We start from the raw sequence: 26,133 nt of genomic DNA, 5'->3' as shown, positions 1-26,133 counted from the left end.
CCATTTTTAAAAGGTAGGCTGGGTGAAAATATGTCTGAAATAATTGGCATAATACTGCGTTATAGCATTTATAACAAATATGACAAAAAATAGCTAAAACATAAAACTCATCAAATGATTTCTTATTTTAGCTGTAAATTATGAAACACTATGAATATCAAAAAATACATTCCAAATTTATTGACTTTAGGAAACTTGTTATGTGGTACAATTGCTACTGTTTTTGCGATTAAAGGAGACTTTTTTGCAACGGCAATTTTAGTAATGACAGGAATTCTTTTTGATTTTTTTGATGGATTTGCAGCACGTATGTTAAATGTACAAGGAGAGTTAGGAAAACAATTGGATAGTTTAGCAGATATGGTAACGAGTGGTGTAGTACCTGGAATTGTGATGATGCAAATGTTGGTAAATGCTTTTGATGTTGATGCTGTTGGTTACTTTGGTGTTGATACATATGGGGCTACTGGTAGTAATTTGCCATATTTAGGGTTGATATTAACACTAGGGGCTGGGTATCGTTTGGCTAAGTTTAATATCGACGAACGTCAATCGGATAGTTTTATTGGTGTACCAACACCAGCAATGAGTTTATTTGTAATTTCATTACCATTAATAGCTCAGTTTGATAAAGAATCGTTTTTTAAAGGTTTGATAGAAAATCAATATTTTTTATTGACTATAACTGCATTATTTACGTATTTGATGAATGCTGAAATTCCGTTATTTTCTTTAAAGTTTAAAAATTTTTATTTTAAAGATAATGTGATAAAATATGTGTTCTTAGCTTTGTCTGTAGTGTTAATTATTACCTTAAAGATAGTTGCAGTACCTATGATTATTCTTTCATATGTAGTGTTATCTCTTGTAAATAATTCAGATAAAAAACTTTCGTCAAAAGTATAAAAACAATCTCGAGTAGAAGAGTGAAGTCATAAAAAAACCACGTTGTTAACAACGTGGTTTTTTGTATTAATTACTTTTTTCAGGATCATAAATATCCATTATGAAGTGGTAGTTATCTAAGGATAATTTATCTTCTGCAAAAGGTTTACTTATATGTTTGTTTTTTGAATAGTCTCCGCCTTTGAAGATGTCCCAATTTTCATTGTTTCTATTCGTTAATATAACTTTATCAGTGTCTATTTTGAAATTACACCAATCGTTATAGTTAGCTATTTTACTGTAACTGTGATCAGAAACTTTAATATTTCCTTTCACATCTATATTTTTAATATCAATACAGATGTTACAAAAATCAACAAAGTCTGTTTTATCAGAAGGTATTACAAGGAAAGAACTGGTATTTCCCTTTTTTCTGTATAGTTTGAATCCTTCTTTTAAATTGTGATTATGATAAACTTCTGAAAAAGAGGCTAGAATTTCATCTTCTTTAGCACTCTCAATTATAAAATGATTCTGAGTAATCGCGTGATTGTTCTCAAAATTCTTCTTTTTCAGTTCAAAATCTTTTCCAAGGTATACTTTACGAACTGTTTCGTCTTCTGCCAACTCTTCAGGGGTACCTTCTTTTAAAATACCACCATTGTACATTAAATAAGTTCTATCAGTAATAGCTAAGGTAGCTTGTACATCGTGATCTGTAATTAAAATTCCGATGTTTTTATTCTTTAATTGAGCAACGATTCCTTGAATATCCTCTACGGCAATTGGGTCTACACCTGCAAAAGGCTCATCTAATAAAATAAATTTAGGATCAGAAGCTAAACAACGAGCTATTTCTGTTCTACGACGTTCTCCACCAGATAATAAGTCACCACGGTTTTTACGAACATGACCTAAACTAAATTCATCAATTAATTCTTCTAAGCGTTGCTTTCTTTCGGTTTTGGTTCTGTTTGTAAATTCTAAAACAGACATAATATTATCTTCAACAGATAATTTTCTAAAAACAGAAGCTTCTTGCGCTAAATAACCAATTCCTTTTTGAGCACGTTTGTACATTGCATCAGTAGTTATTTCTTCATCATCTAAAAATATATGACCGTCATTTGGCTTAATCATACCAACAATCATATAAAAAGAAGTCGTTTTTCCTGCTCCGTTACGGACCTAGTAATCCGATAATTTCACCTTGCTCTACCTCTAAAGAAATACCTTTTACAACTTTTCTGTTACCGTAAACTTTTTGTATGTTATCTGCTCTTAATTTCATTTCTTATAGTTGAAAGTGGAATTGTTTAAAAGTGTAAAAGTAACAAAACAGTTTCTTAAAATCCTCTTAAACAATTGCACGATAAAGTTAGGCTTCGTTTTCTAAAGCTTCCCAAAACTCTACAGCTCTTCGTAAATGAGGAATCACAATGGTTCCGCCTACTAAAGTAGCAATACTCATAGTTTCCATCATTTCTTCCTTGGTAACGCCATTTTTGTACGCTGTTTCTAAATGATAAGCAATACAATCGTCGCAACGTAATACAGCAGAAGCAACCAAACCTAATAATTCTTTAGTTTTTACTGACAAATGACCTTCTGCATAAGCATTAGTATCTAGATTAAAAATACGTTTGATTACTTTATTATCTGATGCTAGAATTTTCTCGTTCATTTTTGAACGGTACTCATTAAACTCTTGGACTTTTTGTGACATTCTTTTGTTGTTTTTTTATTACAAACTTTGAGATATAAATACTAATCTCATATAAAATCATGATAGGAACCGATACAATTATTTGACTTGCAACGTCAGGAGGTGTTATAATTGCTGATAAAATCAAGACAACAACTAATGCATGTTTACGGTATTTTCGTAAAAACTCAGGAGTAATCAATCCTATTTTAGAAAGGAAATAAATTACTACAGGCAACTCAAAAAATACAGCAACTCCTATAAGAGTATTGGTTATTAGACCTATATAAGCATCAACTTTAAAGTTATTTTGGATAGCATCTGATATTTCAAAATTGTAAAAGAAATAAACAGACATTGGTAAAATAACGTAATAGCTAAATAAAACTCCTAAGAAAAATAAGAAAGAGGAAGTGAAAATAAATCCTTTAGATTTCTTTCTTTCATTTTGATGAAGACCAGGAGCTATAAAACGCCATATTTCCCATAAAACATATGGAAAAGCAACCACAAAACCTAAAATTAGCGAAGACCAAATTCCCGTCATTAATTGCTGAGTAGGGTTTAAAGCTTGTAGTGTTTGATTAAAACTTATGTTACAAAAACTACTATCAATTCCTATAGCTGTAAATGTTTTGCAGAAGAATTTATAGGTAGCAAAATCAGGTTTTAAATGTGCTAATAAAATTTCATTAAATACAAACTTGATATTTGCAAAAATGACAATTGCTACCACAAAAATTGCAGTAAAACTTCTAACTAAATGCCATCTTAATTCTTCAAGATGATCTAAAAAAGACATTTCTTTTTCTGCCATATTAGAAAACTTCGTATTTAATTAATATTGAAAGAGAATCGTGTTAGTATAGCTGTTGTTATCTTTAAACTTAACGATAAAGTTACAACACTTGTATAAGAGCTATTTAATAATTTTGCTAAATTAGCAAGAGTATTACTTTTTATAAGTATAGTTTCTTTTGCTATTGAGAGAGTAGCGTTTGCGTCTTTCAAGTTAAAAAAGTTTTAAGAAATTTTTAGAGTGTAAAAATAGGAATATTTAGGAAGAAAATCTTTTTAATAAAAAGAAAGTTTCGGCTGTTTATTGTTAGGATTTTTTGTAAATTAGTTCTCGTTTTTAATTTTTGATATTAGAAGATGAATAAAGAGCAGACGGATTTATATGGATCATTAAAAAAGATCTTCGGGTTTAATAAGTTCAAAGGGCTACAGGAAGCTGTAGTGAATAGTGTGTTAGAAAATCATAACACATTTGTAATCATGCCAACAGGGGGAGGTAAATCGCTGTGTTACCAATTACCAGCACTAATGAAAGAAGGTACAGCTATTGTAATTTCACCTTTAATTGCTTTGATGAAGAATCAGGTAGATGCTATTAGAGGTATTTCTGAAAATCATGGAATAGCCCATGTATTAAACTCTTCATTAAACAAATCGGAGATTGCCCAAGTAAAATCTGACATAGAGTCTGGTGTTACTAAATTATTATATGTAGCTCCAGAATCACTTATTAAAGAAGAATATGTAGATTTTTTAAGAAACCAAAAAATATCTTTTGTAGCAATTGATGAAGCACACTGTATTTCAGAGTGGGGACACGATTTTAGACCTGAATACCGAAATTTACGTAGTATTATTAAGCAAATTGATAATGTGCCAATTATTGGTTTGACTGCTACAGCTACTGAGAAAGTTCAAGAAGATATATTAAAAACACTAGGAATGACGGATGCAAACGTCTTCAAAGCATCCTTTAACAGAGCCAATTTATTTTACGAAGTACGTCCAAAAACTAAAGAAGTAGAAAAAGATATCATTCGTTTTATAAAACAACGACAAGGTAAATCAGGGATTATTTATTGCTTGAGTCGAAAAAAAGTAGAAGAAATAGCTCAGGTTTTACAAGTAAATGGTATCAATGCAGTTCCGTATCATGCAGGCTTAGATGCTAAAACGAGAGTAAAGCATCAGGACATGTTTTTGATGGAAGACTGTGATGTTGTTGTTGCTACTATTGCTTTTGGTATGGGAATCGACAAACCAGATGTACGCTACGTTATCCACCATGATATTCCTAAAAGTTTAGAAAGTTATTACCAAGAAACAGGTAGAGCAGGTCGAGATGGAGGTGAAGGTTACTGTTTAACTTTCTATTCATATAAAGACATAGAAAAGCTTGAGAAATTTATGGCTAATAAGCCAGTAGCTGAACAAGAGGTTGGACATGCATTGTTACAAGAAGTAGTAGGATATGCAGAAACTTCAATGAATAGGCGTAAATATTTGTTACACTATTTTGGAGAAGAATTCGATGAAGTAAATGGTGAAGGAGCTGATATGGATGACAATATGCGTAATCCGAAGAAAAAACACGAAGCAAAAGACGAAGTAGTAACCTTATTATCGGTTATTAAAAATACTAGTGAAATGTATAAGCCTAAAGAAATAGTAAATACTATCATAGGTAAAGAAAATGCATTACTAAAGTCTCACAAAACAAACGAACAACCATTTTTTGGAGTAGGAAAAGCTAAAGATAATCACTATTGGATGGCGTTAATTCGTCAGGTATTAGTAGCAGATCTTATCAAAAAAGAGATTGAACAGTACGGGGTTTTAAAAATCACAAAAGAAGGTAAACAGTTTATGAAAAATCCTGTTTCTTTTATGATGACTGAAAACCATGTCTACGAAACAGCTGATGACGGTACCATAATAACAAACGAAAAGTCAAATGCTGGAGGAGTTGATGATAAGTTGGTGGCAATGCTGAAAGATCTAAGAAAAACTGTAGGGAAACGATTAGGAGTTCCTCCTTTTGCAGTTTTTCAAGATCCATCCTTAGACGATATGGCTTTAAAATATCCAATTGATTTAGATGAGTTAGCAAAAGTTCATGGTGTTGGAGAAGGAAAAGCTAAAAAATATGGTAAAGACTTTGTTGCATTGATATCTAAATATGTAGAAGAAAATGATATCATGCGTCCTGATGATTTAATCGTTAAGAGTACAGGAGTAAATTCAGGATTAAAACTATATATTATTCAGAATACAGATAGAAAACTACCTTTAGAAGATATAGCAAGTTCAAAAGGTTTAGAAATGTCTGAGTTGATTAAAGAAATGGAAGCTATTGTGTTTTCTGGTACTAAGTTGAACATCGATTATGCAATTGATGACTTATTAGATGAAGATCAGCAAGAAGAAATCCATGAGTATTTTATGGAAGCTGAAACAGATAAAATTCAAGATGCTTTAGATGAGTTTGATGGCGATTATGATGATGATGAATTACGTTTAATGCGTATAAAATTTACAAGTGATATAGCTAACTAAAAAACAACTAATATGCAAGCAAGTACGTATTTACATTTTAACGGAAACTGCAAAGAAGCAATGACTTTTTATGCTGATGTATTAGGTGGAGAAGTAACCATGTTAATGCAATTTAAAGATGCACCAGAAGAAGTATGTAAAAATGTACCTGCTGAGGCTATGGAATTAACAATGCACTGTATGTTAGAAGCAGGAAATATTGCTCTTATGGCTTCTGATTATTTGAATGAACATGAGGCTTTTACCAATGGAAATAACTTTGCAGTTAGTATAAATACTGAAGACGAAGATGAAGCTGTAGCCATTTTTAATGGACTTTCAGAAGGAGCTTTTGTAATGATGCCTCTTGAAGAAGCTTTTTGGGGTGGTAAATTTGGAATGTTACGAGATAAATATGGTGTAAATTGGATGGTTTCATTAGAAGAGTCGATAGCTTAATGAATGCTAAAGTAACAGAATATATCAATAAAAAAAATACATGGACGCAAGAGTTAAATCTCTTGCGTTCTGTTTTGTTAGAAGTAGGTTTTGAAGAAACTGTTAAATGGGGAGCGCCCGTATATGTTCATAAAGGAAAAAATATAGTAGGACTCTCTGCTTTTAAAAATTATTGCGGATTGTGGTTTTTTCAAGGAAGTTTTTTAATTGATGAACAAAAAAAGTTGGTCAATGCGCAAGAAGGAAAAACACAAGCGATGCGTCAATGGAGGTTTTTTACAGTAGAAGATATTCAGCCTGATTTAGTAAAACAATATGCTTTAGAAGCAATTAAAAATTCTGAAGAAGGAAAAGAATTAAAGGTTAAAAGGAATACAAAACCTTTGTCGATTCCTGATGAGCTTCAATTAGAGTTTGATAAAGATGAGAGATTAAAAGAGGCTTTCAACGTTTTTTCTTTAAGTAAACAAAGAGAGTTTTCAGATTATATATCTGAAGCAAAAAGAGAAGCTACCAAACAAAAACGATTAGAAAAAATTATCCCGATGATTTTGAATGGAGTAGGCTTATATGACAAATACAAAAACTGTTAGTTAATCGTAATTTTACCGATAGTTGACGTAGAACCGCAGCGTATTACGTATAAATCAATATGTTTTAAGCTATCTTTTCCAGTAATAAAATACTCAGCACAAGGTTTTAAACGAGGTTTACTTTTTCCAAAGTCAACATCACCATGGGTTAAAATAGTTGAAATTGTAGTAGTGTCAATTTTAGAGGTAGCTAATACTTGTTGAGCTTGTTCAGAAAATAAACGCTCTTTAATTCTGATCGTTTTTAAAGTACGAGCATCCATTCCGTAGTCAAAAGAAACATCTTTTCCTTTCCAGATAAAAAGAACTACTAAACTACCTAGGGCAATACCTATTAAATAATAACCAAAACGTTTTAACCACTGCATACTTTAAAATTGAAAGGCAAAAGTAATAACTTATATTATTCTTTTGGTAACATTTTTACTTTATTATATCTCGTTTTTGAAACTTTAGAAAAAGAGTAAGTTGATATCTCTATAGGGTAAATCAAACCAATCAGCTACTGTTTTATTCGTTAAAATTCCGTGATAAAAATACATACCATTACGTAAGCTCTTATCAAAACGAGCGGCATTTTCAAAGCCTCCTTCTTCAGCAATTTCTAACAAATAAGGAGTGAAAATATTACTAATAGATACAGATGCTGTTCTTGAATACCTAGAGGGAATATTAGGAACACAATAGTGAATTACGCCATGATTAGAGAAAGTAGGTTTGCTATGTGTTGTGATTTGAGAAGTTTCAAAACAACCACCTCTATCAATACTTACATCAACAATTACAGCGCCATCTTTCATTTGCTCTATCATTTCTTCGGTAACAACAACTGGCGAACGATCCTTACCTCTAATAGCTCCAATAGCCACATCGCAACGCATTAGTGCTTTTTGAAGGGTTTTTGGTTGAATTGTAGAAGTGTAAATAGGAGAACTCACACAGCTTTGTAGCTTTCTAAGTTTAGTTATTGAATTATCAAAAACTTTAACTCTTGCACCTAAACCAATAGCAGATCTAGCAGCAAATTCACCAACGGTACCAGCTCCTAAAATAACTACATCGGTAGGAGGTACACCTCCTATATTTCCTAATAGTAAACCATTACCTCCAGAAGAAGCTGTCATAAGTTCAGCAGCAATATGCATTGAAGCAATTCCTGCAATTTCACTTAATGATTTTACAATAGGGTAAACACCATGTTCATCTTTAATATAGTCAAAAGCAATAGCGGTAATTCGTTTTTTAGCTAAAGCTTCAAAGTATTTTTTGTCTTGTGTTTTAAGTTGTAATGCAGAAATTAACACCGTTTGCGGATTTAACATCTGAATTTCATCTAAAGAAGGCGGTTCAACTTTTAAAACAATATTACAAGCAAAAGCTTCTTTAACATCGTACGAAATTTTTGCACCAGCATCAGAGTATTCTTTATCACTGTAATTTGCACCGTCTCCGGCACCAGTTTCAACAACAATTCGATGTCCGTGGGCAACAAGAGCACCTACAGCATCAGGGGTTAAACTAATTCGTTTTTCTTCAAAATGGGTTTCTTTTGGTAAACCGATAAACAATTCGCCTTTTTGCTTTTTAATTTCAAGCATTTCGGTTTGTGGCATTAACTGCTCTTTGGTAAAAGGTGAAATAGACCCCATGTAATTAGTTGGTTTTTAATTGAATGTTTCGTTGCCCGTTTTCTAATAAGCTAATTGAGATGGAAACAGTATCTAAAGGTAGTAAATTTTTAATGTTTTCTGGCCATTCTACTAAACACCAATTATTACTGTAAAAATAATCTTCAACACCCATGTCATAGGCTTCTTCTTCATCCTCAATACGGTAAAAATCGAAATGATAAACCGTTTCATTGGTGGTCGTTCTATATTCATTAACTAAAGAAAAGGTAGGGGAGCTAGCGATGTCTTCAACCCCTAAAACTTTACATAATTCTTTGATTAATGTAGTTTTACCAACGCCCATTTCTCCATAAAATAACAATATTTTATGTGGTGCTGTTGTAACGATTTCTTCAGCAATAGCTGTTAATTCGTTTAATGAATAGTTTTTGTTCATAAAAGCAAAAATAAAGAAGAAAACTTGTTTTGACTAGTAGAATTTACACGTTAGTTAATTTTCCTTTTTTAGATTACTTTGGATTATAAACTGCACAGGGAATAATCATTTCTTCTAAAGAAATTCCACCATGCTGATAGGTGTTTTTATAATACTTTACAAAGTGATTGTAGTTATTAGGATAGGCAAAAAACAAATCTTCTTTTGTGAAAATAAACGGACTGTTAATTGCTACAGTTGGTAAAAATATATCCTTTGGATTTTTAACTGCGTATACATCTTTATCTTCATAACTTAAACTTCTACCTGTTTTATAACGTAGGTTTGAGCTGATATTTTTATCACCGATAACTTTGGTAGGATGTTTACAGTTTATCGTACCATGATCAGTAGTAATAATAAGTTTTTGACCTAATTTTTGCGCCTTTTGAATGATGTCATATAGCGGAGAGTTTTTAAACCAACTTACCGTTAAAGAACGATATGCTTTATCATCACCCGCCAATTCTTTAATTACTTCCATTTCAGTTTTAGCATGTGAAAGCATATCAACGAAGTTAAAAACAACAGCTGTTAAATCGTTTTGCTTTGTTCCGTTGTAATTGTCGGCTAAATCTTTTCCGCTTTTTAGCGAAACAATTTTGTAATATTCATGTTTAATATCTAATCCTAAACGTTTAATTTGATCGTCTAAAAATTCAGCTTCAAATAAGTTTTTACCACCTTCATCAGTATCATTTTTCCAATCTTTAGGGAATCTTTTTTCCATTTCTGAAGGCATGAGTCCAGAAAATATCGCATTACGAGCATACTGCGTAGCAGTAGGTAAAATACTGTAATAAGAGTACTCTTCTTCCTTTTTATAATAATTATTGATAAATGGCTCTAAAACTCGGTATTGATCATAACGAAGATTATCGATTACCACCCATAAAACTCCTTGTTCTTTAGACAAGTTAGGAACGACATAATCTTTAAATAAAGTATGAGAAAATGTAGGTTTATCGTTGCTAGTTAACCAGTTTTGATACTTCTTTTTAATGAATTTAAAAAACTGAGAATTAGCTTCCGATTTTTGAGATTCTAAAATCTCTAACATTCCTGTATCATTAATATCTTCTAATTCAAGCTCCCAGTGTACTAGTTTTTTATAGAGTTCACTCCATTCTTCATAAGAATTCACCATGGCTAAATCCATTGAGATTTTTCTGAATTCTTGTTGGTAGTTTGAAGTGGTTTTTTCTGAAACTAAACGAGAATGATCTAAATTCTTTTTTAAACTCAATAATATTTGGTTCGGATTTACTGGCTTAATTAAATAATCAGCAATTTTAGATCCGATAGCTTCTTCCATAAGGTACTCTTCCTCACTTTTGGTAATCATTACTACAGGAAGGTTAGGGTTTTTCTGTTTTATTTCAGACAAGGCTTCCAAGCCTGTAATACCTGGCATATTTTCATCTAAAAAAACAATATCAAAACTGTTTTCATCAACCATGTCAATTGCATCAGCTCCGTTAGTACAAGTAGTTACTTTGTAGTCTTTTTTCTCTAAAAATAATATGTGTGGTTTTAATAAATCTATTTCATCATCAACCCAAAGAATATGTATGTTTTTCATCATAATTTTTCATCAAATTTTTACTAAAACAAAATCGTTGTCATAGTAGACTATACAAGTAATAACGTCTAAAAGGAGTTTTGTTGCGTTTTTAAAAGCTAAAAATACGTTAATTAAACGCTTGTTAATTTGGTTTTGTTGATAAATTATGATTTTTTTGTTTAAAATTCAAGGAATTATACATTTTGAAGAAATCGACAACCAATAAACTAAAGATAATTAACGATCCGATTTACGGATTTATCTCAATACCAAACTCACTAATTTTTGACATTATTGAGCATCCATACTTTCAAAGATTACGTAGAGTAACTCAAATGGGATTGTCAAATTTGGTGTATCCAGGGGCGAATCACACACGTTTTCATCACGCAATTGGTTGTATGCACTTAATGCAAAAAGCAGTTCGTGTATTGCGCGTAAAAAATGTTGAAATTTCTGAAGATGAAGCGAATGCTTTATACATAGCTATTTTACTGCACGATATTGGTCACGGAGCTTTTTCACACGCTTTAGAGCATAGTATTGTAAACGGAATTACTCACGAAGAGATTTCTTTAAAGTTTATGAAAGCTATTAATGAGGAGTTTGACGGAAAATTAAGTTTAGCCATTGAAGTTTTTGAAGGAAAACATCCACGTAAATTCTTATATCAATTAATATCAAGCCAATTAGATATTGATAGATTAGATTATTTAAAAAGAGATAGTTTTTATACTGGTGTTGCCGAAGGAAATATTTCTTCTGATCGCTTAATTGCGATGATGAATGTGGTAGATAATGAATTGGTAATAGAACAAAAAGGAATTTATTCTGTTGAAAAATTTATTATTGCACGTCGTTTAATGTATTGGCAGGTGTATTTACACAAAACAGGATTAGTAGCAGAAAATCTTTTAGTTAGCATCTTAAAACGAGCAAAAGACTTAGCCACAAAAGGAGTAGAGCTGCCAGCAAGTTCAGCATTAAAATACTTTTTGTACAACCAAATAACTAGTGAAAATTTTTCAGGGAAAACCTTACAGATATTTTCTGAGTTAGATGATTATGACATCTTTTCGGCTATCAAAGAATGGAAAAATCATGAAGATTTTGTGTTATCTACCTTAGCAAAGAAAATTATAGATAGAAATCTTTTAAGGATTGAAATTCAAGAGAAACCATTTTCAGAAGAATATATTGAAAAAAGAAGGAGAAAACTTCAAAAGCTAGTAAATCTAACCGATGAGGAGTTAGAGTATTTTGTTTTTTCAAATAAAATTAAACATCAAGCTTATAATTCTGATAAGCCTATAAAAATTTACACAAAAAAAGGTAAGTTAAAAGATATTGCAAAAGCATCTGATCAACTAAATTTGAAAGCGTTAACGAAGCCTGTAGTAAAGCATTATCTATGTTATCCTAAAAAAATCACTTAGACTAAGTATTAGAAACAAATACGAATGGAGAGGTAATTGAACAAAAATAATTACTTTTGCACTTAATGAAATTTACAGCACAACAAATAGCCGATATTTTGGAGGGTGAAATTGTAGGAAACCCAGAAGCTGAAGTATCTAAACTTTCCAAGATAGAAGAAGGTACCTTGGGGTCATTAACCTTTTTATCTAATCCGAAATATAATTCATATATCTATTCAACAAAGGCAACTGTAGCCATTGTTAATAAAAGTTTTGTTCCTGAAAAGGAAATAGAAACAACTTTAATCAAGGTTGAAAATGCATACAAATCATTTTCAAAATTATTAGAGTTTTATAACGAAGTGAAGAACAATAAAGTAGGAAGAGAAAATCCTCACTTTATGGCAGATTCTGTGACTATTGGAGATAATGAATACATTGGAGCTTATGCTTACATAGGTGAAAATGTGGTGCTTGGAAATAATGTGAAAATTTACCCTAATTCTTATATTGGAGACAATGTAGTTATTGGAGACAATACGGTTGTTTTCGCAGGAGTAAAAATTTATTCAGAAACAGTTATAGGTAAAAATTGTAAGATTCATTCAGGAACTGTAATAGGTGCAGATGGATTTGGTTTTGCTCCTGATGAAAATGGAGAGTATAAAGCAATTCCACAGATTGGAAACGTTATTATAGAAGATAATGTTGATGTAGGATCAAATTCAACTATAGATAGAGCAACTTTAGGTTCAACAATTATTCGTAAAGGAGTAAAGTTAGATAACCAAATTCAAATAGCTCACAATGTTGAGATAGGAAAAAATACCGTAATAGCTTCTCAAACAGGAATTGCAGGTTCTTCAAAAATAGGAGAAAACTGTATGATTGGAGGTCAAGTAGGTATTGTTGGACACATTACTATTGGAAATAATGTAAAAATCCAAGCGCAAGCAGGAATAGGAAAAAGTTTAAAAGATGACGAAGTTGTTCAGGGATCTCCTGCCTTCGGATATTCTGACTATAGTAAATCGTATGTACACTTTAAAAACTTACCAAAGTTAGCAACAACGGTACATAAAATAGAAAAAGAGTTGAATGCTCAAAATTCAAACAATGAGTAAGAAACAAAAAACAATACAAAACGAAATAACATTATCAGGTGTAGGGTTACACACAGGTAATCAAGTTACAATGGTTTTTAAACCAGCACCAGAAAATCACGGATTCGCTTTTAAGCGTGTAGATTTAGAAGGAAGCCCAATAATTGAAGCAAAAGCTGAATACGTAACAAATACACAAAGAGGTACTAACCTTGAAAAAAACGGAGTTCAAATTCAAACATCTGAGCACGTATTAGCTGCTGCAGTAGGTTTAGATATTGATAATTTACTTATTGAAGTTAACGCTTCAGAACCACCAATTATGGATGGTTCTTCAAAGTTTTTTATTGAAGCATTAGAAGAAGCAGGAATTGTAGAGCAAGAGGCTGAAATAGAAGAATATGTTGTAAAAGAAATTATTTCGTACAAAGATGAAGTAACTGGTAGTGAAATTATTTTAATGCCAGCTGATGAGTACCAAATTACTACTATGGTAGATTTCGGAACTAAAATTTTAGGAACTCAAAATGCTACTTTAGATAAAATTTCTGATTTTAAAAACGAAATTTCAGCAGCAAGAACATTCAGTTTCTTACACGAAATTGAAACTTTATTAGAGAATGATTTAATTAAAGGAGGAGATTTAAATAATGCCATTGTTTATGTTGACAAAGAGTTGTCAGACAGCACAATGCAAAAACTTAAAAAAGCCTTTAATAAAGAAAATATTACCGTAAAACCTAACGGAGTGTTAGATAATTTAACGTTGCATTGGGCTAATGAAGCTGCACGTCATAAGTTATTAGATGTTATTGGAGACCTAGCTTTAACAGGAACTCGTATTAAAGGTAAAGTAATTGCTAATAAACCAGGACATTCAGTAAATACTACATTTGCTAAAAAGTTGGCTAAAATCATTAAACAAGAGAAAAGAAACAACGTTCCTACTTTTGATTTAAACCAACCACCATTAATGGATATTCATAAAATCATGGATATCTTACCTCACAGACCACCATTTTTATTAATTGATAGAATTATTGAACTATCTGACAAACATGTGGTTGGAATGAAAAATGTTACGATGAATGAAGATTTCTTCGTAGGACATTTTCCAGGAGCACCTGTAATGCCTGGGGTTTTACAAGTAGAAGCAATGGCACAATGTGGTGGAGTTTTAGTATTAAACACAGTACCAGATCCTGAAAACTACTTAACATATTTCATGAAAATGGACAACGTAAAGTTCAAACAGAAAGTATTACCAGGAGATACATTAATATTTAAGAGTGAATTAATTACACCGATAAGACGAGGTATTGCACATATGCAAGCGTATGCTTATGCAAATGGTAAGCTGGTTTGTGAAGCAGAATTAATGGCTCAAATTTCAAAAATAAAATAATATGAATCAACCACTTGCGTACGTACACCCACAAGCAAAAATAGCTCGTAATGTAGTTATTGAGCCTTTTACAACCATTCATGCAAATGTAGAAATAGGTTCAGGAACTTGGATTGGTTCTAACGTTACAATTATGGAAGGTGCGCGCATCGGTAAAAACTGTCGAATTTTTCCAGGAGCAGTAATTTCTGCAATTCCTCAAGATTTAAAATTTGACGACGAAGAAACCACTGTAGAAATAGGAGATAACGTAACTATTAGAGAATGTGTTACTATTAACAGAGGTACTTCTGATAGAATGAAAACAGTTATTGGTGATAATTGCTTAATTATGGCATATTGTCACATAGCTCATGATTGTAAAGTGGGTGATAATTGTATTTTTTCAAACAATTCAACGTTAGCGGGTCATGTTACCATCGGTGATAATGTAGTTTTAGCGGGTATGGTAGCTGTACACCAGTTTGCCTCTGTAGGAAATCATGCTTTTGTTACAGGAGGATCTTTGGTTCGTAAAGATGTACCTCCGTTTGTTAAGGCCGCTAGAGAGCCATTATCGTATGTAGGTATCAATTCTGTTGGATTACGTAGAAGAGGTTTCACTACTGAAAAGATTAGAGAAGTTCAAGACATATACCGAATCTTATTCCAGAAAAACTACAACAACTCACAAGCGATAGATATTATTGAAGCTGAGATGGAAGCAACTTCAGAGCGTGATGAAATCATTCAGTTTATCAAAGATTCGCATCGTGGAATAATGAAAGGATATTTTAAAGCAAATTAATTAGTAAAATTGCACTTGATTGAGCAATTATAAAGATCAAAATAAATGGCAACAACATCAGATATTAAAAAAGGATTGTGTATAAAGTTTAATCACGATATCTATAAAGTTATTGAGTTTTTACATGTAAAACCTGGTAAAGGTTCAGCTTTTGTACGTACAAAATTAAAAAGTGTTACTACAGGAAAAATTTTAGATAATACTTTTTCTGCAGGACATAAAATAGAAGACGTTCGTGTTGAAACTCATAAATTTCAGTACTTATATCCAGAAGGAGATACTTATCACTTTATGAATACTGAAGATTATAACCAAATTACACTTCAAAAATCAGTATTAGACGCTCCAGATTTAATGAAAGAAGGAGAGGTTGTAACTGTTTTAATTAATACTGAAGATAATATGCCATTATCTGTAGAAATGCCATCGCATGTTATCTTAGAAGTAACTCATACAGAGCCAGGTGTTAAAGGTAATACAGCAACAAACGCTACAAAGCCTGCAACTGTTGAAACTGGTGCTAGAATTAATGTTCCTTTATTTATTAATGAAGGAGACAAAATAAAAATCGACACAGAAAAAGGCGCATATACAGAGCGAATTAAAGAATAAATATACGATTCCCGCTCTTTAGCGGGAATTTCTTTTTAAAGATGAAATTCAAACAGCCTCAAACTTTAGAGCAAATAGCAGCTCTATTAAATTTAGAATTTGTAGGAGAAAACGATTTTCCTATTTTAGGAATTAATGAAATTCACGTAGTAGAAAAAGGAGATATTGTTTTTGTAGATCACCCTAAATACTACGATAAAGCCTTAAACTCTGCTGCAACTACTATTTTAATTAATAAAAAAGTAGAATGCCCTGAAGGAAAATCATTATTAATTTCTGATGATCCTTTTAGAGATTTCAATAAAATAACAAAACATTTCAATCCTTTTATAGCTTCAAAAAGTAGTATTGCTGAGTCGGCTATTATAGGAGAAGGAACAATTATACAACCAAATGTTTTTATTGGTGAAAATGTAACGATTGGAAAAAATTGTTTAATTCACGCCAACGTAGCAATCAATAATAACTGCGTAATAGGTGATAATGTTACAATTCACGCCAATACAGTTTTAGGAGGAGATGCTTTCTATTACAAAAATCGACCAGAAGGTTTTGATAAACTAATTTCTGGAGGTAGAGTAGTACTTGAAGATAATGTAGATTTAGGAGCTTCTTGTACTATTGATAGAGGAGTAACAGGAGATACATTAATAGGTGCTGGATCAAAAATTGATAACCAAGTTCACATTGGTCACGATACTGTAATCGGTAAAAAGTGTTTAATTGCAGCGCAAACAGGTATCGCTGGTTGTACTGTTATTGAAGATGAAGTAACAATTTGGGGTCAAGTAGGTATTATTAGTGGATTAACTATTGAAAAAGGTACCGTTTTAATGGCACAAACAGGAGTTACAAAATCCTTAAAAAAAGGAGTATACTTCGGAACACCACAGCGTGAATACCGTCAAACTCTTAGAGAAGTCATCTATTTAAAGAATGCAACAAATAAAGAAAAAAAGTAACCTAAAATTAATTGTGAAAACACAATTAAAAAGTTATTTTTGTCTGTCTTAAAAAATAAAAAAAAAGCAAACCAATGAGTGTTTTAGTAAATAAAGATTCAAAAATTATAGTTCAAGGTTTTACAGGAAGCGAAGGAACTTTCCACGCTAGCCAAATGATCGATTACGGAACAAACGTAGTTGGAGGTGTAACACCAGGTAAAGGAGGTCAAGAGCATTTAGGAAAGCCAGTTTTTAATACAGTTGATGAAGCTGTACAAAAAGCAGGAGCAGATACTTCTATTATTTTTGTACCACCAGCATTTGCTGCTGATGCTATTATGGAAGCTGCTGAAGCAGGAATTAAAGTAATCATTTGTATTACTGAAGGAATTCCTACTGCTGATATGGTAAAAGTAAAAGCTTATATTGATCAATTAGATTGTACTTTAGTAATGACCTAACTGTCCAGGAGTAATTACTCCAGAAGAAGCTAAAGTTGGAATTATGCCAGGATTTATCTTCAAAAAAGGTAAAGTAGGTATCGTTTCTAAATCAGGAACTTTAACTTATGAAGCTGCTGATCAAGTTGTAAAACAAGGTTACGGAATTACTACAGCTATTGGTATTGGTGGAGATCCAATTATTGGAACTACTACTAAAGAAGCTGTGGAGTTATTAATGAATGACGATGAAACTGAAGCAATCGTAATGATTGGTGAAATTGGAGGTAACTTAGAAGCTGAAGCTGCTCGTTGGATTAAAGCTGACGGTAACCGTAAGCCAGTAGTTGGTTTTATTGCAGGTCAAACTGCTCCAGCTGGTAGAACAATGGGACATGCAGGTGCTATCGTTGGTGGTGCTGATGATACTGCTCAAGCAAAAATGAAAATTTTAGCTGAAAATGGAGTTCACGTTGTAGAGTCTCCTGCTAAAATTGGAGAAATGGTAGCTAAAGTTTTAGCATAAGAAACTACATACATATTAGAGTAAATTCCCGTTTTTAACGGGAATTTATTTTTATATTTGAATCCAATAAACTACCCAGATATAAGCATCTTGGGTATCAAAAAAAATATGTAAGAATTTAGAGGCAAGCTTTTGGGAATAAAACCCTTGGCTATGGCCTTGCGATTAAAACAACTAATAAATGAAACTTTTAGAAAATAAAACTGCAATTATTACAGGTGCTACTAGAGGAATTGGTAGAGGAATTGCCTTAGAGTTTGCAAATCAAGGATGTAACGTTGCATTTACGTATAGCTCTTCTGTTGAAGCAGCAACTGCCTTAGAAAATGAGTTGAAAGCATTAGGAGTAAAAGCAAAAGGATACCAATCAAATGCAGCTGAATTTGATGCAGCACAAGAATTGGCTAAAAACGTTTTAGAAGAATTCGGAACTATTGATGTGTTAGTAAATAACGCAGGTATTACAAAAGATAATTTGTTAATGCGTATTTCTGAAGAAGATTTTGATAAAGTAATTGAAGTAAATTTAAAATCTGTTTTTAATTTAACCAAAGCAGTAATTCGTCCGATGATGAAACAACGTGCAGGTTCAATTATCAACATGAGTTCAGTTGTTGGATTAAAAGGAAATGCTGGTCAAGCAAATTATGCAGCTTCAAAAGCAGGAATTTTAGGATTCTCAAAATCTGTAGCATTAGAATTAGGTTCTCGTAATATTCGTAGTAATGTAGTTGCTCCAGGTTTTATTGAAACTGAAATGACTGCAAAATTAGATGAAAAAGTAGTTGAAGGTTGGAGAAATGAAATTCCTTTAAAAAGAGGAGGAACTCCAGAAGACATTGCTAACGCTTGTGTATTCTTAGCATCAGATATGAGTTCATATATTACTGGTCAAACACTATCAGTTGACGGAGGAATGTTAACATAAAATTTGACTTACTTATAAAAAACAAAAAAGCCTGTGTTATTTTTATAATACAGGCTTCTTTTATTTTTAAGGAGTTGTGTTTGCTTGTTAAGGGGTGCAAGCACGAGGGGTTATTTGAATTTCACAACTCATTAAATTCTTTGGTTTTTTTTGGGAATCATTTATAGTATCATCTTTTTTTGTAATCTTCAAAGGTTCCATCATCATATAGAACCAAAATATTTTTAATTTCTCTAAAAGCGGCCGATTCTTTTGGTTTTATAGTACTCTCTGAGAATTGCATATTTGATTTTTTTTCGGGTTCTTGGTCAAATACTATATTTTCAGCGAACAGAGAAGGAGCTTCATTTTTTTCTATTTTTACCTCTTTCTCTTGGATTTGTGTATTTGGAGGAAAACTACCTTTACCATACACTAACCAATTTAAATCAACTTCATCAAAAGCCGTTTCAACTTTTATAATAAAATCTAGACTTGGTTTATTTCTTCCTGATAGCAGGTGAGAAATGCTAGATCTTGGAACATCAATTTTATCTGCAAAGCTTGACGCCGATAAATTGTAATAGTCTAATATCTGTTTTAATCTTTCAATCATTTGTTTACTTATGTAAACACTAGAAGTTGTTTACTATTGTAAATATATGATTTTTATAATTGTAAACAAGAAAAATTTAATATTTTTTCAAAATAATTTAAAACAAGACTATTAAACACTTTAGAAAAAAGTACTTAAGTCTTTGTAAAACAGTTTTTTAAGTCGTTGTAATAGAAGAAATTTATTCTTTTGGTAAATGTTATTATTTACATTTGTAATCAAGTTAATTGCTTGATTTATTGAGGTTACAAATGTAAAAAACCTCTTTTTTTGATAAATATGATGTATTTAAATGACCATTTATCCTTATTTAACTGACTTAAACGTCAAATAAGCAACTTTAAGGCGAATAATAATGATGTTGCGGTATTTTATGTCTAAATAAATATGAATCAGACTATAAACTTTATACTACTTATATAACTACTTTAAATTACTTATATAAACATATTATATATGCAGAATAGAAGTTGAAAGAGAAGAATATTACAAATGTTACCACAATTTAATAATTAACAAATGTAAATCACGTGTTTTGTTGTTTACTTTTGTAAAATAAAGAAAGCACCCTGTTTACAGAGTGCTTTTTTGTAGTTGAGAATGTAGTATTCTACTTATTTTTTATTATCTATCCATTTTCTAGCATTAACAAAAGCTTCTAACCAAGGAGAAACTTCATCTTGTCTGTCTTGTGGATAGTTAGCCCAGTTCCATTGGAAAGTAGAACGCTCAATATGTGGCATAGTTACTAAATGACGACCAGTCTTATCACATAGCATTGCAGTGTTATAATCTGAACCGTTTGGATTGTTAGGGTATCCTTCATATCCATACTTAGCAACAATATTATAATTATCTTCAGTTTCAGGTAAATTGAATTTTCCTTCTCCGTGAGAAATCCAAACTCCTAATTCAGTGCCAGCTAAACTAGATAACATTACTGAATTATTTTCTTGAACTTTTACAGATGTAAATGAACTTTCGTGCTTTTTAGAATCGTTGTGTAACATCTTGCCATGTTCGTTATGTTCTGGATTGATTAATTCTAATTCCATAAATAACTGGCATCCGTTACAAATACCAACAGAAAGAGTATCTTCTCTTTTAAAGAAGTTTTTCAAAGCTGTGTTCGCTTTTTCATTATATAAAAATGCTCCAGCCCATCCTTTAGCAGAACCCAAAACATCTGAATTTGAAAAACCACCAACAGCTCCAATAAATTGTATATCTTCTAAAGTTTCACGACCAGAAATTAAATCTGTCATGTGAACATCCTTTACATCAAAACCAGCTAAATACATGGCATTTGCCATTTCACGTTCAGAGTTTGAACCTTTTTCACGAATGATAGCAGCTTTAGGTCTGTTAGTTACAGTACCCAGAGTGTCAGCAAGCTTTCCTGTAAAATGCGTTGGGAATGTATATTGTAAAGGTTGATTTTTATAATTATCAAAACGATCTTTAGCTAAACCATTTGCTGTTTGCTTTTGATCTAATAAATACGAAGTCTTATACCAAGTATCTCTTAATTCAGCAATCGATAAAGCAAAAACATCAGATCCGTTTTTAATATTTAATCGATCAGATTCAGTTACCGAACCAATTTTAAAGAATTCAATATTATTATTAGTTAAAGTTTGTTCTACAGAAGCGTCGATTGCTTGGAAAACTATTCCAGAGTTTTCAGCAAATAACAACTTGATACTATCAGCTTCATTTAAAGTAGATAAATCTAAGTTTGCACCTACATTTACATCTGCAAAACACAATTCTAACAAGGTAGTAATCAATCCTCCAGATGCAACATCGTGACCAGCAACGATTTTTCCTTCCTTAATTAAATTCTGTAAAACATTAAATGCTGATTTAAAGAACTCATTATTAGTAATCGTAGGAGCAGAGTTACCTAATTTATTTAGTATCTGTGCAAATGAACTTCCTCCTAATTTGAAATCATCTTGTGATAAGTTGATATAATAGATATCTCCTTTGTTTGCTTGTAAAAGAGGTTCTACTACTTTAGTAATATCGTTACAGTTAGCCGCAGCAGAAATAACTACAGTTCCTGGAGAAATTACTTCTTCATTTGGATATTTCTGTTTCATTGATAAAGAATCTTTTCCTGTAGGAACGTTGATTCCTAAATCGATAGAAAAATCAGAAACAGCTTTTACTGCTTTATATAAACGAGCATCTTCACCTTCATTTTTACAAGGCCACATCCAGTTTGCTGATAATGAAACCGATTGTAAACCATCTTTTAAAGGAGCCCATACGATATTAGTTAATGCTTCAGCAATTGAATTTTTACTTCCTGCTTCTGGATCAATTAATCCAGAAATAGGAGAGTGCCCAATCGTAGTAGCAATTCCTTCTTTACCTTTATAGTCTAACGCCATTACACCGACATTGTTCAATGGAATTTGTAAAGAACCAACACATTGTTGTTTGGCTACTTTTCCTCCAACACAACGGTCAACTTTATTCGTCAACCAATCTTTACAGGCAACGGCTTCTAATTGTAAAACTTGCTCTAAATATTGAGCAAAGTTTTCTTTAGAATACTCAACATCAGCATAATTACGATTTACTGTTTTATCAGTCATAATCGTTTTTGGAGAACTTCCAAACATATCTTCTAAAGCTAAATCCATTGGTTTGTTACCATTGGTTTTAGATTCAAAAGTAAAACGGTGATCCCCAGTAACATCACCTACTGTGTACATTGGCGAACGCTCACGTTCAGCAATTTTATTAAGGGTGTCGATATGCTTTTCAGCAATAACTAACCCCATACGTTCTTGAGATTCGTTACCGATAATCTCTTTATCAGATAGCGTAGGGTCTCCAACAGGTAATTTATCTAAATCGATTTTTCCGCCAGTATCTTCTACTAATTCTGATAAACAATTTAAGTGCCCACCAGCTCCGTGATCGTGAATAGAAACAATAAAGTTTTCATCACTTTCTACCATACCACGAACAGCGTTGGCTGCACGTTTTTGCATTTCAGGATTTGAACGCTGAATTGCATTTAATTCAATTCCAGTTGAAAACTCTCCAGTATCAGCAGAAGAAACTGCAGCTCCTCCCATACCAATACGGTAGTTTTCACCACCTAGAATTACTATTTTATCTCCTTCTTGTGGAGTATCTTTTAATGCTTGTTCTTTTTTACCATATCCGATACCACCAGCTTGCATGATTACTTTATCGAAACCAAGTTTGCGAGCATCTTCTTCGTGTTCAAAAGTAAGAACTGAACCACAGATTAAAGGTTGACCAAATTTATTACCAAAATCAGAAGCTCCGTTAGATGCTTTGATTAAGATATCCATTGGAGTTTGGTATAACCATTTACGTTCATCCATTCCTTTTTCCCAAGGACGATTTTCCTCTAAGCGAGAATACGAAGTCATATATACAGCAGTACCTGCTAATGGTAATGATCCTTTTCCACCAGCTAATCTATCACGAATTTCACCTCCTGAACCTGTTGCAGCCCCATTAAAAGGTTCTACAGTAGTAGGGAAGTTGTGTGTTTCAGCTTTTAATGAAATAACAGATTCAAACTCTTTTGTTTCGTAAAAATCAGGTTTATCTGCACTTTTAGGAGCAAATTGCTCTACTTTTGGACCTTTAACAAAAGCAACATTGTCTTTATAAGCAGAAACAATATCATTCGGATTTTGCTTTGACGTTTCTTTAATTAATTTGAATAATGAAGTAGGCATCTCTTCACCATCAATAACAAAAGTACCGTTGAAAATTTTATGACGACAGTGCTCTGAGTTTACTTGAGAGAATCCAAATACTTCAGAATCGGTTAATTTTCTACCAATCTTAGTAGCTACTTCTTCTAAATACACAATTTCTTCATCACTTAAAGCCAACCCTTCTTGCTCATTATAAGCCGCAATATCCTCAATTTCTAAAATTGGTTCAGGTTGAATATCGATTGTAAAAGTTTCTTGGTTTAATCCGTCAAACTTTTGAGAAATCATAGGGTCGAAGTCAGAAAAATCATTAGCTACTGCATCAAATTCTTCAATTCTGATAATTCCAGAAATTCCCATATTTTGAGTAATTTCAACAGCATTGGTACTCCAAGGAGTAATCATTGCTGCTCTAGGCCAACAAAAAAGGCGTCAAGAGACGCCGCATTTATTTTCGGTTGGTTGCCAAATAACCAAGTTAACTTCGAAATTGTTTCAGATGTTAATTCTTCTGTTGTTTGAACAGCAAAAACCTTGCTGTTTACGTTTCCAAAGAAATGAATCATTATTAGTTGTGTTTGTGTGTGTTTTTGAAAGGTGTAAATTTAATTCTTTTGGATGAAATAGAAGCATAAAAAAAGCAGCAAAATTTTGCTGCTTTTTTTATGGTAATTTTACTTATTAAAGTAATGACTGTCAATATACATTTCTTGTTCAAACTTGTTTGTTGATACATTTATATCAATACGTTCAAAACTTTTTACTTCGTATGTAGATTTTGCCGATACACCTCTTATATCATCTAGTGCTGTTTTAAGCACAATTTCATTTTCATCACCAAAAGGTAAGATGTTATCCCAATGTTTCCATTCTTCGATTAAGATATTAGGCTCAAATCCATCACCATAATCATTTTGACCAAGCTTATTATAAATCTGAAAAACTATCGGTTGCATAGCCATTTTATGAGAAGAATTAGCAGAGTTTACATTTGTATAATCACTAATTGGAGAGTCATAAAGTGTTATAGATCCCTCGTTTTTACCTACTGTTTTGGTTCCTACTACTTTAACATCAATAAAAGGACGTAATCCGTTTATAATCATTTCACTAGCAGATGCTGTACTACCAGAAGTTAAAACATATAATCTTTCAATACCAGACAGTCTATTAATGGTTTCTTCATGGGTCTTTTTTCCATCAGCCCCATAAACATTTAACGTATTATCAAAATAGTAAGGATCATTGTATTGAGAGTGTTTACTATTAAACTTTAATTCAGCAAATTTATCAGTACCAGCTTCTGCACGTATCATGCTTGCTAAATATGCAGATGTTTCTACAGAACCACCACCATTAATTCTTAAATCTAATACTAATTCTTGAACACCAGCAGACTTCAACTCGCCAAAAGCAGCGTTTAATTCATCATTATAAGATGATCTGAACCCATTATATAGTATATAACCAACTTTTGTGCCATCAACATCAATAATATTAGTTGAATGTACTGGATTGTCAGATACTTCAGCTTGTGAAATTGTTTTATTTTCTTTAAAAGTTTGACCGTCTTTTTCTGTAAACGAAAACTCTGAAGTTTCTTGGTAATAACCATTAAAAACGGTTTTATAGTTACTCAAAGTCATTACAGTTCCATTTATAGCATTAATAATATCACCTCTTTTAAATCCAGCTAAATCTGCAGGAGAATTTTTAGAAACATGCTGAATATACATGACAACATAATTTGTTGTACCAACTTGAACTAATTGTGGTCTAAAACCAAAAGTTTTAGAAGTACCTTGAAATTGTTGTTGTTGAGCAACGTAATCTTCAATAAACCAAGAGAAATCATCATTCGTGTGCTTTAGGCTTTCAAATAATGAACTAGGAGTACTGTAAGAGTTAAGATAAGTGTAATAATTATTTTTATTATCATCCTTACTGTCTGCTAAATTTGGAACATCGCCTTGCCAGTTATACCATGAGTTCATAGCTTTCCAAACGAAATCATTAGCTAGATTGTCAAGAACGGGCGGATTTATATCTTCCTTATTACAGCTTAAAAGCATAACAAATAGAAAAGATAATAATATGGTTTTTCTCATTTTTAAATATAATTATTTGTTAGTTATTAAACAATATAACAGATAAATTATTGAAAATCCCGTTTTTCTAACATAAAAGATGTTATTTAGGTATTCTGTCTCGTTCTATTTTACCATTTTTAACAGCCTTGTAGTTTTCGTAACAGTTTAAAACGGCTTCGATAAGTTGTAAGTCACTAGCCTTTTTTATGAAATATTCAGAATAGTTACAATCAGAGAGTAGTTTGTTTAGCTCAGCTCTGTCCATTTCTAGATATTCCATCATTACTTCTCTATCAAATTTGCCAGCTAACATTTTACGTAAATCGTCTTCTTGTTTCAGTTTTTTCAGTTTTTTTAGCTGTTTAGGTTTGCTTCCGAAGTGATTATACACTAAATCGACAGGATTTAAGAGTTTAGCAATAGGAGAGGAGGTCTTTTGAGGTTTTCCTACTTCATAGGTTTGTGGCAAACCGTTAATATGAATTCTTGTAAAACGATCTTTAGGTACTTGTTTTACATCAACTTCTAAAACACCAATAAGCTCTGTAGACTTAATTACGACTTCCTTAACCTCTTCAGGTTTTTCCTCTAAAGAAATTACCACTTCATTACCTTTTAAAAGATCGTTTGTTACTTTTAGTTTTATAGAAGAGTATCCTAAATAAGATACAAGCACAGTATCATTTGCTTTTGCTATTAGATCAAAAGCTCCTTGTTCGTTGGTAATTGTACCTACTACAGTATTTAAGTTTAATATATGTGCAGCACTTAAAGGTTTTTTAGATTCAGAATCTATAATTTGTCCTTTAAGATTATTTTTTTGAGTGCTTTGAGCTATTGTTATAAATGATGAAACAAGTAATAACAATAAAAAAGTATATTTTTTTTGCATAATGCAATAATAAGCATAAATAGATTTTATTT

The 26,133-nt window shown here is 31.9% G+C and carries 20 protein-coding genes and 3 pseudogenes; 12 read left to right on the top strand and 11 right to left on the bottom strand.

The window, feature by feature from the left end; genetic code table 11:
* The first annotated feature begins 156 nt into the window (after nucleotides 1-156).
* Entirely contained in the window at nucleotides 157-906 is a 750-nt protein-coding gene (locus tag AC3VI6_RS12475) for a CDP-alcohol phosphatidyltransferase family protein (protein ID WP_497706593.1), read from the top strand.
* A 534-nt stretch (nucleotides 907-1,440) separates the two neighbouring features.
* On the opposite strand, the pseudogene lptB reads toward AC3VI6_RS12475, so the two are convergent.
* The 3 genes and pseudogenes from lptB to tatC all read right to left on the bottom strand — a co-directional run.
* Nucleotides 1,441-2,176, bottom strand: a pseudogene (gene lptB / locus AC3VI6_RS12470) (LPS export ABC transporter ATP-binding protein); the annotation flags it as partial.
* Nucleotides 2,177-2,263: 87 nt separating this feature from the next.
* The gene (locus tag AC3VI6_RS12465) at nucleotides 2,264-2,611 is read right to left on the bottom strand and encodes a carboxymuconolactone decarboxylase family protein (protein WP_028891915.1); all 348 of its coding nucleotides are present in this window, start codon (nucleotides 2,609-2,611) and stop codon (nucleotides 2,264-2,266) included.
* Complete coding sequence (gene tatC, locus AC3VI6_RS12460) at nucleotides 2,586-3,407, bottom strand: twin-arginine translocase subunit TatC (protein ID WP_435254794.1); 822 nt, start codon at nucleotides 3,405-3,407, stop codon at nucleotides 2,586-2,588. The genes AC3VI6_RS12465 and tatC overlap by 26 nt, the downstream gene beginning before the upstream one ends.
* Before the next feature lie 338 nt (nucleotides 3,408-3,745).
* Here tatC and AC3VI6_RS12455 point away from each other — a divergent pair, with 338 nt between their 5' ends.
* The 3 genes from AC3VI6_RS12455 to AC3VI6_RS12445 are packed head-to-tail and all read left to right on the top strand — an operon-like array spanning nucleotide 3,746 to nucleotide 6,975.
* The gene (locus AC3VI6_RS12455) at nucleotides 3,746-5,944 is read left to right on the top strand and encodes a RecQ family ATP-dependent DNA helicase (protein ID WP_274634182.1); all 2,199 of its coding nucleotides are present in this window, start codon (nucleotides 3,746-3,748) and stop codon (nucleotides 5,942-5,944) included.
* Between the two features lie 12 nt (nucleotides 5,945-5,956).
* Nucleotides 5,957-6,382: a VOC family protein gene (locus tag AC3VI6_RS12450; protein ID WP_497706433.1), complete on the top strand. Its 426-nt coding sequence runs from the start codon at nucleotides 5,957-5,959 to the stop codon at nucleotides 6,380-6,382.
* A complete protein-coding gene (locus AC3VI6_RS12445) occupies nucleotides 6,349-6,975 on the top strand; it encodes a YdeI/OmpD-associated family protein (RefSeq protein WP_520436294.1) in 627 nt (208 codons plus the stop codon). Before AC3VI6_RS12450 ends, AC3VI6_RS12445 begins: the two co-directional genes overlap by 34 nt.
* On the opposite strand, the gene AC3VI6_RS12440 is transcribed toward AC3VI6_RS12445, so the two are convergent.
* The 4 genes from AC3VI6_RS12440 to porX form a co-directional block, all read right to left on the bottom strand.
* Complete coding sequence (locus AC3VI6_RS12440) at nucleotides 6,972-7,343, bottom strand: DUF4258 domain-containing protein (RefSeq protein ID WP_497706431.1); 372 nt, start codon at nucleotides 7,341-7,343, stop codon at nucleotides 6,972-6,974. The genes AC3VI6_RS12445 and AC3VI6_RS12440 overlap by 4 nt on opposite strands.
* Nucleotides 7,344-7,427: 84 nt before the next feature.
* Nucleotides 7,428-8,624, bottom strand: coding sequence for an alanine dehydrogenase (locus AC3VI6_RS12435; RefSeq protein WP_497706430.1), 1,197 nt, complete (start codon nucleotides 8,622-8,624; stop codon nucleotides 7,428-7,430).
* A 4-nt stretch (nucleotides 8,625-8,628) separates the two neighbouring features.
* A complete protein-coding gene (gene tsaE / locus AC3VI6_RS12430; protein WP_497706429.1) occupies nucleotides 8,629-9,042 on the bottom strand; it encodes a tRNA (adenosine(37)-N6)-threonylcarbamoyltransferase complex ATPase subunit type 1 TsaE in 414 nt (137 codons plus the stop codon).
* Nucleotides 9,043-9,115: 73 nt separating this feature from the next.
* Nucleotides 9,116-10,663 (bottom strand): T9SS response regulator signal transducer PorX, encoded by a 1,548-nt coding sequence (gene porX, locus AC3VI6_RS12425; protein ID WP_497706592.1) that lies wholly within the window; start codon nucleotides 10,661-10,663, stop codon nucleotides 9,116-9,118.
* A 185-nt stretch (nucleotides 10,664-10,848) separates the two neighbouring features.
* On the opposite strand from porX, the gene AC3VI6_RS12420 reads away from it, so the two are divergent.
* The 8 genes and pseudogenes from AC3VI6_RS12420 (at nucleotide 10,849) to fabG (ending at nucleotide 18,808) form a co-directional block, all read left to right on the top strand.
* Entirely contained in the window at nucleotides 10,849-12,081 is a 1,233-nt protein-coding gene (locus AC3VI6_RS12420; RefSeq protein ID WP_497706428.1) for an HD domain-containing protein, read from the top strand.
* Between the two features lie 65 nt (nucleotides 12,082-12,146).
* Nucleotides 12,147-13,187: a UDP-3-O-(3-hydroxymyristoyl)glucosamine N-acyltransferase gene (lpxD, locus tag AC3VI6_RS12415; RefSeq protein WP_497706427.1), complete on the top strand. Its 1,041-nt coding sequence runs from the start codon at nucleotides 12,147-12,149 to the stop codon at nucleotides 13,185-13,187.
* Nucleotides 13,180-14,571, top strand: coding sequence for a bifunctional UDP-3-O-[3-hydroxymyristoyl] N-acetylglucosamine deacetylase/3-hydroxyacyl-ACP dehydratase (locus tag AC3VI6_RS12410; RefSeq protein WP_497706426.1), 1,392 nt, complete (start codon nucleotides 13,180-13,182; stop codon nucleotides 14,569-14,571). Before lpxD ends, AC3VI6_RS12410 begins: the two co-directional genes overlap by 8 nt.
* Nucleotide 14,572: 1 nt before the next feature.
* The gene (gene lpxA / locus AC3VI6_RS12405) at nucleotides 14,573-15,358 is read left to right on the top strand and encodes an acyl-ACP--UDP-N-acetylglucosamine O-acyltransferase (RefSeq protein WP_435254802.1); all 786 of its coding nucleotides are present in this window, start codon (nucleotides 14,573-14,575) and stop codon (nucleotides 15,356-15,358) included.
* 45 nt (nucleotides 15,359-15,403) lie between these two features.
* Nucleotides 15,404-15,970: an elongation factor P gene (gene efp / locus AC3VI6_RS12400; protein WP_497706425.1), complete on the top strand. Its 567-nt coding sequence runs from the start codon at nucleotides 15,404-15,406 to the stop codon at nucleotides 15,968-15,970.
* Between the two features lie 41 nt (nucleotides 15,971-16,011).
* The gene (locus AC3VI6_RS12395) at nucleotides 16,012-16,932 is read left to right on the top strand and encodes a UDP-3-O-(3-hydroxymyristoyl)glucosamine N-acyltransferase (protein WP_497706424.1); all 921 of its coding nucleotides are present in this window, start codon (nucleotides 16,012-16,014) and stop codon (nucleotides 16,930-16,932) included.
* Nucleotides 16,933-17,006: 74 nt separating this feature from the next.
* A pseudogene (sucD, locus tag AC3VI6_RS12390) lies at nucleotides 17,007-17,880 on the top strand (succinate--CoA ligase subunit alpha).
* A gap of 181 nt (nucleotides 17,881-18,061) precedes the next feature.
* Nucleotides 18,062-18,808: a 3-oxoacyl-[acyl-carrier-protein] reductase gene (gene fabG / locus AC3VI6_RS12385; protein WP_497706423.1), complete on the top strand. Its 747-nt coding sequence runs from the start codon at nucleotides 18,062-18,064 to the stop codon at nucleotides 18,806-18,808.
* Between the two features lie 169 nt (nucleotides 18,809-18,977).
* Here fabG and AC3VI6_RS12380 read toward each other — a convergent pair whose 3' ends face one another.
* From AC3VI6_RS12380 to AC3VI6_RS12365, 4 genes and pseudogenes are all read right to left on the bottom strand, one after another.
* Entirely contained in the window at nucleotides 18,978-19,403 is a 426-nt protein-coding gene (locus tag AC3VI6_RS12380) for a helix-turn-helix domain-containing protein (RefSeq protein WP_497706422.1), read from the bottom strand.
* Between the two features lie 614 nt (nucleotides 19,404-20,017).
* Nucleotides 20,018-23,685 (bottom strand): annotated as a pseudogene (purL, locus tag AC3VI6_RS12375) (phosphoribosylformylglycinamidine synthase).
* A gap of 108 nt (nucleotides 23,686-23,793) precedes the next feature.
* Complete coding sequence (locus AC3VI6_RS12370; RefSeq protein WP_497706421.1) at nucleotides 23,794-25,227, bottom strand: GFO_1087 family putative carboxy terminal peptidase; 1,434 nt, start codon at nucleotides 25,225-25,227, stop codon at nucleotides 23,794-23,796.
* A gap of 82 nt (nucleotides 25,228-25,309) precedes the next feature.
* Nucleotides 25,310-26,101: a carboxypeptidase-like regulatory domain-containing protein gene (locus AC3VI6_RS12365; RefSeq protein WP_497706420.1), complete on the bottom strand. Its 792-nt coding sequence runs from the start codon at nucleotides 26,099-26,101 to the stop codon at nucleotides 25,310-25,312.
* Nucleotides 26,102-26,133 lie beyond the last annotated feature (32 nt).

It is taken from the genome of Tenacibaculum sp. TB-56 (assembly GCF_059716275.2).
This window is presented reverse-complemented; position numbering and strand designations above follow the sequence as displayed.

Excerpts from the sequence above, each read along its gene's own strand:
- AC3VI6_RS12465 (WP_028891915.1), bottom strand. The coding sequence starts at position 2,611 with ATGTCACAAAAAGTCCAAGAGTTTAATGAGTACCGTTCAAAAATGAAC.
- tatC (WP_435254794.1), bottom strand. The coding sequence starts at position 3,407 with ATGGCAGAAAAAGAAATGTCTTTTTTAGATCATCTTGAAGAATTAAGA.
- AC3VI6_RS12455 (WP_274634182.1), top strand. The coding sequence starts at position 3,746 with ATGAATAAAGAGCAGACGGATTTATATGGATCATTAAAAAAGATCTTC.
- AC3VI6_RS12450 (WP_497706433.1), top strand. The coding sequence starts at position 5,957 with ATGCAAGCAAGTACGTATTTACATTTTAACGGAAACTGCAAAGAAGCA.
- AC3VI6_RS12440 (WP_497706431.1), bottom strand. The coding sequence starts at position 7,343 with ATGCAGTGGTTAAAACGTTTTGGTTATTATTTAATAGGTATTGCCCTA.
- AC3VI6_RS12435 (WP_497706430.1), bottom strand. The coding sequence starts at position 8,624 with ATGGGGTCTATTTCACCTTTTACCAAAGAGCAGTTAATGCCACAAACC.
- tsaE (WP_497706429.1), bottom strand. The coding sequence starts at position 9,042 with ATGAACAAAAACTATTCATTAAACGAATTAACAGCTATTGCTGAAGAA.
- porX (WP_497706592.1), bottom strand. The coding sequence starts at position 10,663 with ATGAAAAACATACATATTCTTTGGGTTGATGATGAAATAGATTTATTA.
- lpxD (WP_497706427.1), top strand. The coding sequence starts at position 12,147 with ATGAAATTTACAGCACAACAAATAGCCGATATTTTGGAGGGTGAAATT.
- AC3VI6_RS12410 (WP_497706426.1), top strand. The coding sequence starts at position 13,180 with ATGAGTAAGAAACAAAAAACAATACAAAACGAAATAACATTATCAGGT.
- lpxA (WP_435254802.1), top strand. The coding sequence starts at position 14,573 with ATGAATCAACCACTTGCGTACGTACACCCACAAGCAAAAATAGCTCGT.
- efp (WP_497706425.1), top strand. The coding sequence starts at position 15,404 with ATGGCAACAACATCAGATATTAAAAAAGGATTGTGTATAAAGTTTAAT.
- AC3VI6_RS12395 (WP_497706424.1), top strand. The coding sequence starts at position 16,012 with ATGAAATTCAAACAGCCTCAAACTTTAGAGCAAATAGCAGCTCTATTA.
- fabG (WP_497706423.1), top strand. The coding sequence starts at position 18,062 with ATGAAACTTTTAGAAAATAAAACTGCAATTATTACAGGTGCTACTAGA.
- AC3VI6_RS12380 (WP_497706422.1), bottom strand. The coding sequence starts at position 19,403 with ATGATTGAAAGATTAAAACAGATATTAGACTATTACAATTTATCGGCG.
- AC3VI6_RS12370 (WP_497706421.1), bottom strand. The coding sequence starts at position 25,227 with ATGAGAAAAACCATATTATTATCTTTTCTATTTGTTATGCTTTTAAGC.
- AC3VI6_RS12365 (WP_497706420.1), bottom strand. The coding sequence starts at position 26,101 with ATGCAAAAAAAATATACTTTTTTATTGTTATTACTTGTTTCATCATTT.